Source organism: Tistrella bauzanensis (genome assembly GCF_014636235.1).
Classification (GTDB): domain Bacteria; phylum Pseudomonadota; class Alphaproteobacteria; order Tistrellales; family Tistrellaceae; genus Tistrella; species Tistrella bauzanensis.
This window is the reverse complement of record NZ_BMDZ01000120.1, coordinates 1-7,672: the sequence shown is the minus strand read 5'-3', so window position 1 is coordinate 7,672 and position 7,672 is coordinate 1. Positions and strand designations below refer to the sequence as shown.

The window sequence follows — 7,672 nt, the reverse complement described above, 5'->3', positions numbered from 1 at the left end:
GAGGATTCGACACCCCGAGCCTAACGGCTCAAGGCGAGCAACGCCGCTCTCCCTTTTTCAACAATGACCGGGACATCCCCCCACCTCGGCATAAAGCGCTTTCATCTCCGGGGTCGCGAGAGCGGCTCTCACCTCCGCAGTCGGGGGAAAGTTGGCCATGGTGACCAACTCGCGCGCCTGCTGGCGAAGCGGCTGGGGCGAGGTGATGCCTGCAACCTTCACAACAGGTGCCGAGAGCGGCCTCGCGCCGAAGGACAGTCGCGCCTCGCCGCTGGCCATGACGAGGAAAAGCAGCGTCGCATAGGCGCCGCCCCAGCGCATCAGGTTGCGGCGGGACGGCTCCCGCCAGATGTGATTGACCGTCGTCGCGCACAGACCGATGAGAAAGCCGATGGTGTAGGGCCCCGTCAGGGAGACGACCTGGACGAGTGCGAGGTTTTCGGCCTGGGTGAAGGCGCGCATGCCGACGCTTGTTCCCGCCGGCAGGATCACGCCGACGGCAAACTCCAGCCCCGCCCATGCCGCGGGAAAGAAAAGCAGGTGGCCGAGATCGTTCAGGCGGCCGACAAGAAGCCTGTCGAGGACATAGGGAACCGCGAAGATCGATCCCAACATCACGGCAAGAATGAAGGAAGTCGGGTTGTTCGTGAGGTCCACCGCATATTCGAGGCCCATCCAGACCATCTGGAGGAAACACAGGGCGACGAGAACCGGAATTGCGATGCTCAGCCGGCTCATCCGGCTGAAACGCAGGAGAAAGATCGGCGCGATCCAGGCGGCAAGCGGCAGGCTCCATCTCCCGCCGACCGACAGAAGCAGTGCGATCAATCCGGCGGCAAGCCAGATCGATGCCTGCGGCGTCCAGAGCGGACGCTGGCCGGTTCTGACACCGCTCGGCGTGTTGATGTGGTCGTCGGTCACAGCTTTTTCTCCCCCTGAGTTTTCCATCTCAGGACGATGTGCTACACCTTCAACTGGGGTTTAAGGTCAAGAGGCAATCGATGCGGATCGGTGAATTGGCGCGCCGCGCGGGAATGTCGGCATCCCGCATTCGTTTCTACGAAGCCCGAGGCCTGCTGCCGGAGCCTGAGCGAAGCGACAACGGCTATCGCGATTACCCGGAAAGCATCCTGGCGATGCTTCGCCTCATCGACGACTCGACGAAACTCGGCTTCTCGCTCAGCGAGATCAGGGCCGCTTTGACCAGAGCCGGCGGGAAGCATCCTCCAAAGGATCAGATACTGAGCGCGCTCTATGCCAAGCTGCGGGATGTCGACCGTCATCTCGCGGACGTGACGCTCCGTCGGGAGCAGGTCCTGGGCTGGATCGACGACGTGATAAACGAACGCCCCTATCCTCGGGAGATGGATCAGGACAATGCGCTTCGAAAGAAAGGCGCGTGACACCTGCAAACATCGAGACAGCGCTGGGCCGTCCGTAACCGCCCGGCCATCGCAAACATGCATCGGCTTGTAACGATTGAGCGTCCGGCCCTGGCGTTGCCTCGCCGACCGGTCAGCGCGCCGGGCGGAACACACCGTTCTGGTCGCGCACCAGTGGCGCGGGTTGCCGGGGCAGGGGCGCGCCCGGCGCGTCGGCGATCGACACACCCTCCGGCCAGTCGGCGGGGGCGATCGCGACATAGCGGGCGAAGCCGCCGGAGCCGCCCTTGGGCTTCGCGAAACCGATGGTCACCAGCGCCCCGGCTTCCGGCACCTTGTCGAGATTGGCGACACCTTCGGCCTGCACGAAATCATTGTGCAGCAACCAGTGCTCGCCTTCGAGGGTGGGGGTGGTGTCGGTGTCGAGCGGCTCGTGGCCGTGGAACAGGATCTTGCGGTCGAGGTGAAGGACTTTCAGCGCGTCGAGCCCGACGCCCGGAAAGGGCTTTTGATTGAAGCGGGCGGTATCGCTCCACTTCTTGTACCAGTCAGACCGGACGAACACGACCGAGCCTTCGGGGATCCGGCCGTGCTTCGTCTCCCAGGCCTCGATATCGGCGACCTGAAGGTGATAGCCAGCATCGTCGGCCACCTTGCCGCTGATGTCGATCACCACCAGTGGCCGCACCGCATAGGTGGCCGGCAGGTCGCTGATCGTGGCGCCAAGCGGGTTCCAGTGCGAGGGCGGATCAAGCTGGGTGCCGTACTGATCGGTGGTCAGGTCATAGGCGCTGGCCACGAAGCCATGCTTGTCATAGGTGAATTCGTCGCCGGCGGCGACATAGCCTGGGATATCCTGACCGGCGACCGCCGGCTTGAAGCGCGCATTGGAAAAGCCCGGCCAGACCGGCTGGACCGGTTCGAAGGCATGGGTGAGGTCGATGTATTTCGCCGATTTCAGGCTCTGGTCGTAGAGCGCCCATAGTGATGTGTCCTGGGCGGATGCCGTGCCGATGCCGGCGCCGGGGACAAGGACGATGCCGGCGACCAGCAGAGCGGCGAGACGCGCCGGGTTGCGTGCTGCCTTCATGATCGGACTCCTGTGCGGATGCGCGTGCCGTCGGGCGCATGAGGTTCCGGGGTGTGTGACCATCCTCGGATGATGACGCCGCCAAGTCGAGCCCGCCCGTCCTGCGGTCACGCGGCATGGACGTGCCGTCAGGCCGCGTCCACGCCCTGTTGCGCGGTGGCGAACAGCCGGCCGCCGATGGCGCGCGCGGTGTCGAGATGAGATGCCGGGGCACCGGCATCGGATGGCAGCAGCAGATCGGTGGTGAGCACGCGCGCGCCGCAATAGCCGAAGATGCCATGGTCGATCTGGGTGCGCATGGCACCGAAATAGCCGTGGCGGGCGTAGGTCCGCAGATCGGCCCCGCCGATCGCGACCAGATGGACGCGCAGTCGGCCCAGTTTTTTCACCAGCCGGCCATCGGGCAGTTCGTCATAGGCCCAGCCATTGGTGAACACCCGGTCGATCCAGCCCTTCAACTGGCCGGGCATCGACCACCAATAGACCGGGTAGACCAGCACCAGGGCATCCGCCCGGTCGATCCGGGCCTGTTCGGCCAGAACATCCGGGGTGGGCGACGCGGCCCGCTGGTTGGCTGCGATGTCGGCGGCGGTGAAGGCCGGGGCGAACCCCTCGGCGGCGAGATCGGCGAGGTCGGCGGTTCGCCCGGCCCCTGAAGACCGCACGCCCTGGGCGAGATGACCGGCCACCGCATGGGTGAGAGAGGCGGGATCCGGGTGGGAGACGACGATGAGCGCATGCATCACGATTGTCCCGTTGGTTGATTGCGACAGGCGATGAGATATTATATACTTTTAGTAAGTTACTTTTGGTATATAGAGCGTGTCAAGCATGAAACCGCCATCACCGATCGCCTCCGGCTTCAAGGCTCCGCGCCGCCGCCTGACACGGGAAGACCGGCTGCGCCAGCTTGTCGACGTCGCATGGCAGGTGGTCGGGCAGGAGGGGACCGATGCCCTGACCCTGGGCCGGCTCGCCGAGCGGGCGGGTGTGACCAAGCCGGTGGTCTATGACCATTTCGGCACCCGCAACGGCCTGCTCGCGGCGCTGTATCAGGATTATGACGCCCGCCAGACGGCGCTGATGGATCAGGCCATCGCCGAGGTCGCGCCCGCACTGGCGCCCCGGGCGCGGGTGATCGCGTCGTGCTATGTCGATTGCGTGCTCACCCAGGGGCGGGAGATTCCGGGCGTGCTCGCAGCGCTTGCCGGCTCGCCGGAACTCGGCGCGCTGAAGCGGCAATATCAACTGGCTTTCATCGACAAGTGCCGGGCGATCCTTGGTCCTTTCGCCGGCCATGGTCCTTTCGCCGGGCGCGCTCTGGATGCGGCGGGGTTCTGGGCGATGCTCGGTGCCGCCGACGGGGTGTCGGATGCCGCGGCTGCCGGCGAGATCACGCCCGACGACGCCAAGGATGCGTTGTTCCGCATCATCATCGCCATGGTCGGTGGCGATGCCGGCGAGGGTGGCGATCACGACCGGGCATAAGACGGATGCGGATGGCTACGGATAAGGCAACCCATCCGGCACTTGCCGCCCGCTTGGCGCGCCATGTACAGTCGGTCGAGAACGCCCCGGAGTGGATATGACCGTGACGATGCCCGCGCTGTACGAAACCGACCTGTTCATCCCCCGCTATCGCCCCGTCGTTCGGGGGGATTGGGATCTGCGCGTGGTGCCGCTGAACGTGGCGCCCGGTTATTGGAGCGGATCGGTGCTGGTGCAGGACATGGCGGTGCTGCTGCGGAACCGGCAGTCGTGGATGTCGACCACGCCGATGGAGATCGAGAGCCAGGAAATCGGTGTGCGGCTGGCATCCGGCCATGTGCTGATCTATGGGCTGGGCATGGGCTGGTCGGCGGTGGCCAGTGCGCTCGTTGATGCGGTGACGGCGGTGACCGTGGTCGAACGTGACCCGGATGTGCGGGCGCTGCATGAAGAGCTTGATATCGTGGCGCAACTGCCGGCGGCGGCGCGGGCCAAGATCCGCATCGTCGAGGGCGATGCCTATAGCTATGTTCCCGACCGGCCGGTCGATCTGCTGATGCCCGATATCTGGCTGCCCCTGATGAATGACGGCCGGGTCGATGAGGTCCGGCGCATGCAGGCCAATGTCGGTGCCACGGCGATCTATTTCTGGGGCCAGGAGCTTGAGATCGCCCGGCATGCGGTTGCCGCCGGCCGGGCGCTGGATGATGACGGCATCGCCCGCACGATCGCGGATTTCGACCTGCCGCTGATCGGGCCTGAACTGCCGGGCTATACCGAAAAACTGGTTGCGGCCACGCACCGGTGGATGCGCGACCGCTGGCTGCCGGGCACCACGGCACCCTGGTGATGCGGGTCAGTCATAGACCAGGGATGGCAGCCAGAGTGCGATGTCCGGCACCGCGATCAGCAGGATGATCATCGCGAAGATGACGCCGACGAAGGGCAGGGCCCCGATGATGACATCGGTGATCGGCCCCGCCGGGCGCACGCCCTGCACGACATAGAGGTTCACACCGATCGGCGGGGTGATCAGGGCCGCTTCCAGCAGCAGGGTCAGCAGGATGCCGAACCAGATCGGGTCATAGCCCATGGCGGTGACCACCGGCACGATGATCGGCACGGTGATCAGCATGATGGAGAAGCTCTCCATGAAGCAGCCGAGCACCAGATAGAACATAACGATGGCCAGGATCAGCGCCGTGGGGCTGAGATCGAGGCTGAGCACGGCATTGGTGATCTGCTGCGAGATGCCGAGGAAGGTCATCACGAAGTTGAGCACCAGGGCGGTGAGCACGATCGCCACCACCATGGCGGTGGTACGCATGGTGCCCTCGATCGCCGCGCGCAGCATGGCCAAGGTCAGGCGCCGCTTCCAGGCCGCAAGCCCTAGGGCCGTGACAACGCCGAAGGCCGCCGACTCGGTGGGCGTGGCTATGCCGGCATAGATGGTGAGCACCACGACGCCGAAGATGATCAGCGGTGGCACCAGATCGGGCAGGCCATTGATGCAGGCCGCCCGGTCGAAGCGCGCCGGATGGCCCCCGGCACGCGGAATGGCGAGGCAGACACCGGCGATCAGCATCATGAACAGCACCGCCAGCACGATGCCCGGCACCATGCCGGCGAGATAGAGCCGCGGGATCGAGGTTTCGGTCAGCACGCCATAGAGGATGAGGGCGACCGAGGGCGGGATGAGGATGCCGAGCGTGCCGCCGGCTGCGAGCGTGCCCAGAAACAGACGCTCATGATAGCCGCGCCGGCCGATTTCGGGGATGGAGACCGTGCCGATGGTGGCGGCCGTGGCGACGCTGGACCCGGATGCGGCGGCGAACAGCGCGCAGGCGCCGATATTGGCATGCATGGTGCCGCCCGGCAGCCAGGACAGCCAGGCGCTGAGGGCCGTGTACATCTTTTCGGCGATGCCGGCACGCAGCAGGATTTCGCCCAGCAGGATGAAGAACGGGATGGCGACCAGCGTGTCCGAGGCCATGGCCTGCCAGGCGACGTCGCCGACCATCCGCTCCAGCGGCACGGTGGTGAAGGTGGTGGCGAGCACCAGCCCCATCATGCCGAGGGCCGCGGTGATCGACACCGAGAGGGCCAGAAGGCCCAGAAGGATCAGAAGGCTTGCCATGATCATCGGCCGGGGCCTTTCTCGGTGTCGCCAGAGCTGATGACCGGTTCCAAGGTTGATGCGACCTCGTCGACGGGGGCGAACAGGGCGGCAGCGCCGGCGCGGTCGCCGGCCCGCAGGCGGCCGATGGCCCGCACCGCCAGCATCAGTGCCGCCAGGACCGTCATCGTCAGACCAAGCGCCCAGATGCCCTGCGGGATCCAGAGGGCCGTGCGCATCGGGGTTACCGAGCGGGCACCGTCGGTGAACGAGGTGATGGCAAGCAGGGTGCCGCGCCAGGCGAGGATGGCGAACACCACCGCCAGGCAGCCCCAGGCGATGAGGTCGAGCCCCACCCGCAAGGGCGGGGCCAGTCGGTCGCGCAGAATGGCGATGCGGATATGGGTGCCGTTCAGCACCGCGGCGGCAAAGGCGGCTGTCGATGCGGCGGCGAAGACATAGCTGGTGATTTCGTCGACCCCGCCGAAGGAATGGTTCAGGAATTTGCGCATCAGGGCCTCGATCGTGATGACGAAGGCCATCACGATCAGCGCCACGCCACCGCCCCAGACCAGCAGGGATGCCGTCCTGTTTTCGATCCGGGATGCGGCGGGGGATTTCGACGGGGTCGACATGGGCCGGCTACTCCGCTGCGGTCAGCGACAGCGCCGCACCGATGGTGGCATTCCACTGTGTGGTGCAGGCAGCCCCGCAACGGGCGGCATATTTCTTGAGCACCACGTCTTCCAGCAGGGCCCGGCGGCGCGCGTCATCGGCGGGCGTGGTTTCGACCAGGGTCACGGATGCCGGCTTGCCATAGGTGCAGGCGGCCCCCTGGCCGGTCAGGCAGGCGAGGCCCTGTTCATTGCTGGCATCGAGCGCGTCCCAGGCCCGGGTGGAAAAGGCTGCGGCCTGTTCGCTCAGAAAGCCGCGGGTCTCGGGCGTGAGGCTGTTCCACTTGTTCGCCCCGATGGCAAGGAAGGCGATGCCGCCCGAGGCCGGCACCTGATAGATGTATTTCACGACATCGGTCCACTGTGCCACATACATCGACAAGGCCCCTGAGACGGCGCAGTCGATGACGCCGCGCTGAAGCGCCGGGGCGACGTCGGGGAAAGGCATCGACACCGGCACCGCGCCCAGCCCTTCCGCCATGTCACCAAGGGTGGTGGAAAACACCCGGATCTTGCGGCCGCGCAGATCGTCGATGCTGGAGAAGGCGTCGCGACAGCCGATGCTCTGGGCGGGGAAGGGATAGCTCGCCAGAAGATGGATGGCGTGAATGCGCGCGAAGGCCTCGCGCATCACCGGCTCGTAAGCCTCGACCATGCGGCGGGTCTCGGTGGCATTGGCGGGGGTGAGCGCCAGATCGATGCCTTCAAAGACCGCATCGCCCGAGGCGATATAGGAATAGGAGCCGAAGCCCAGGTCATAGACGCCGGACTTGATCAGCTTCACCACCTCAAGCCCGCCGAGACCAAGGGTGTTGATGGCCTGAATGTTGCCGGTGATCTGGCCGGGGGATGTCCCGGTCATTGTTGAAAAAGGGAGAGCGGCGTTGCTCGCCTTGAGCCGTTAGGCTCGGGGTGTCGAATC

General features: G+C 65.7%; 8 protein-coding genes and 1 pseudogene. 3 read left to right on the top strand and 6 right to left on the bottom strand.

Translation table 11 applies throughout. The features are described from left to right. Positions 1-57: 57 nt before the first annotated feature. Positions 58-921, bottom strand: a complete 864-nt coding sequence (locus IEW15_RS24470; RefSeq protein ID WP_188582992.1) for a hypothetical protein — start codon at positions 919-921, stop codon at positions 58-60. Between the two features lie 80 nt (positions 922-1,001). Here IEW15_RS24470 and IEW15_RS24465 point away from each other — a divergent pair, with 80 nt between their 5' ends. Next, entirely contained in the window at positions 1,002-1,403 is a 402-nt protein-coding gene (locus IEW15_RS24465) for a MerR family transcriptional regulator (RefSeq protein ID WP_188582991.1), read from the top strand. 112 nt (positions 1,404-1,515) lie between these two features. Here IEW15_RS24465 and IEW15_RS24460 read toward each other — a convergent pair whose 3' ends face one another. Continuing rightward, positions 1,516-2,472 (bottom strand): cyclase family protein, encoded by a 957-nt coding sequence (locus IEW15_RS24460; RefSeq protein WP_229708752.1) that lies wholly within the window; start codon positions 2,470-2,472, stop codon positions 1,516-1,518. Positions 2,473-2,600: 128 nt separating this feature from the next. Continuing rightward, positions 2,601-3,215, bottom strand: a complete 615-nt coding sequence (locus tag IEW15_RS24455) for an NAD(P)H-dependent oxidoreductase (protein ID WP_188582990.1) — start codon at positions 3,213-3,215, stop codon at positions 2,601-2,603. Between the two features lie 88 nt (positions 3,216-3,303). Between IEW15_RS24455 and IEW15_RS24450 the strand changes: the two genes are divergently transcribed. Both IEW15_RS24450 and IEW15_RS24445 read left to right on the top strand, forming a co-directional pair. Then, the gene (locus IEW15_RS24450; RefSeq protein ID WP_188582989.1) at positions 3,304-3,960 is read left to right on the top strand and encodes a TetR/AcrR family transcriptional regulator; all 657 of its coding nucleotides are present in this window, start codon (positions 3,304-3,306) and stop codon (positions 3,958-3,960) included. Positions 3,961-4,057: 97 nt separating this feature from the next. Then, on the top strand, positions 4,058-4,810 hold the full coding sequence (locus tag IEW15_RS24445) for a hypothetical protein (protein ID WP_188582988.1): 753 nt from the start codon (positions 4,058-4,060) through the stop codon (positions 4,808-4,810). 6 nt (positions 4,811-4,816) lie between these two features. Here the strand turns inward: IEW15_RS24445 and IEW15_RS24440 are convergent, their stop codons facing one another. From IEW15_RS24440 to dctP, 3 genes and pseudogenes are all read right to left on the bottom strand, one after another. Next, positions 4,817-6,103 carry a TRAP transporter large permease gene (locus IEW15_RS24440; RefSeq protein ID WP_188582987.1) on the bottom strand — a complete coding sequence of 429 codons (1,287 nt, stop codon included), beginning with the start codon at positions 6,101-6,103 and terminating at the stop codon, positions 4,817-4,819. After that, complete coding sequence (locus tag IEW15_RS24435) at positions 6,100-6,711, bottom strand: TRAP transporter small permease subunit (protein ID WP_188582986.1); 612 nt, start codon at positions 6,709-6,711, stop codon at positions 6,100-6,102. Before IEW15_RS24435 ends, IEW15_RS24440 begins: the two co-directional genes overlap by 4 nt. A 7-nt stretch (positions 6,712-6,718) precedes the next feature. After that, a pseudogene (gene dctP, locus IEW15_RS24430) lies at positions 6,719-7,615 on the bottom strand (TRAP transporter substrate-binding protein DctP); the annotation flags it as partial. Between the last annotated feature and the right edge of the window lie 57 nt (positions 7,616-7,672).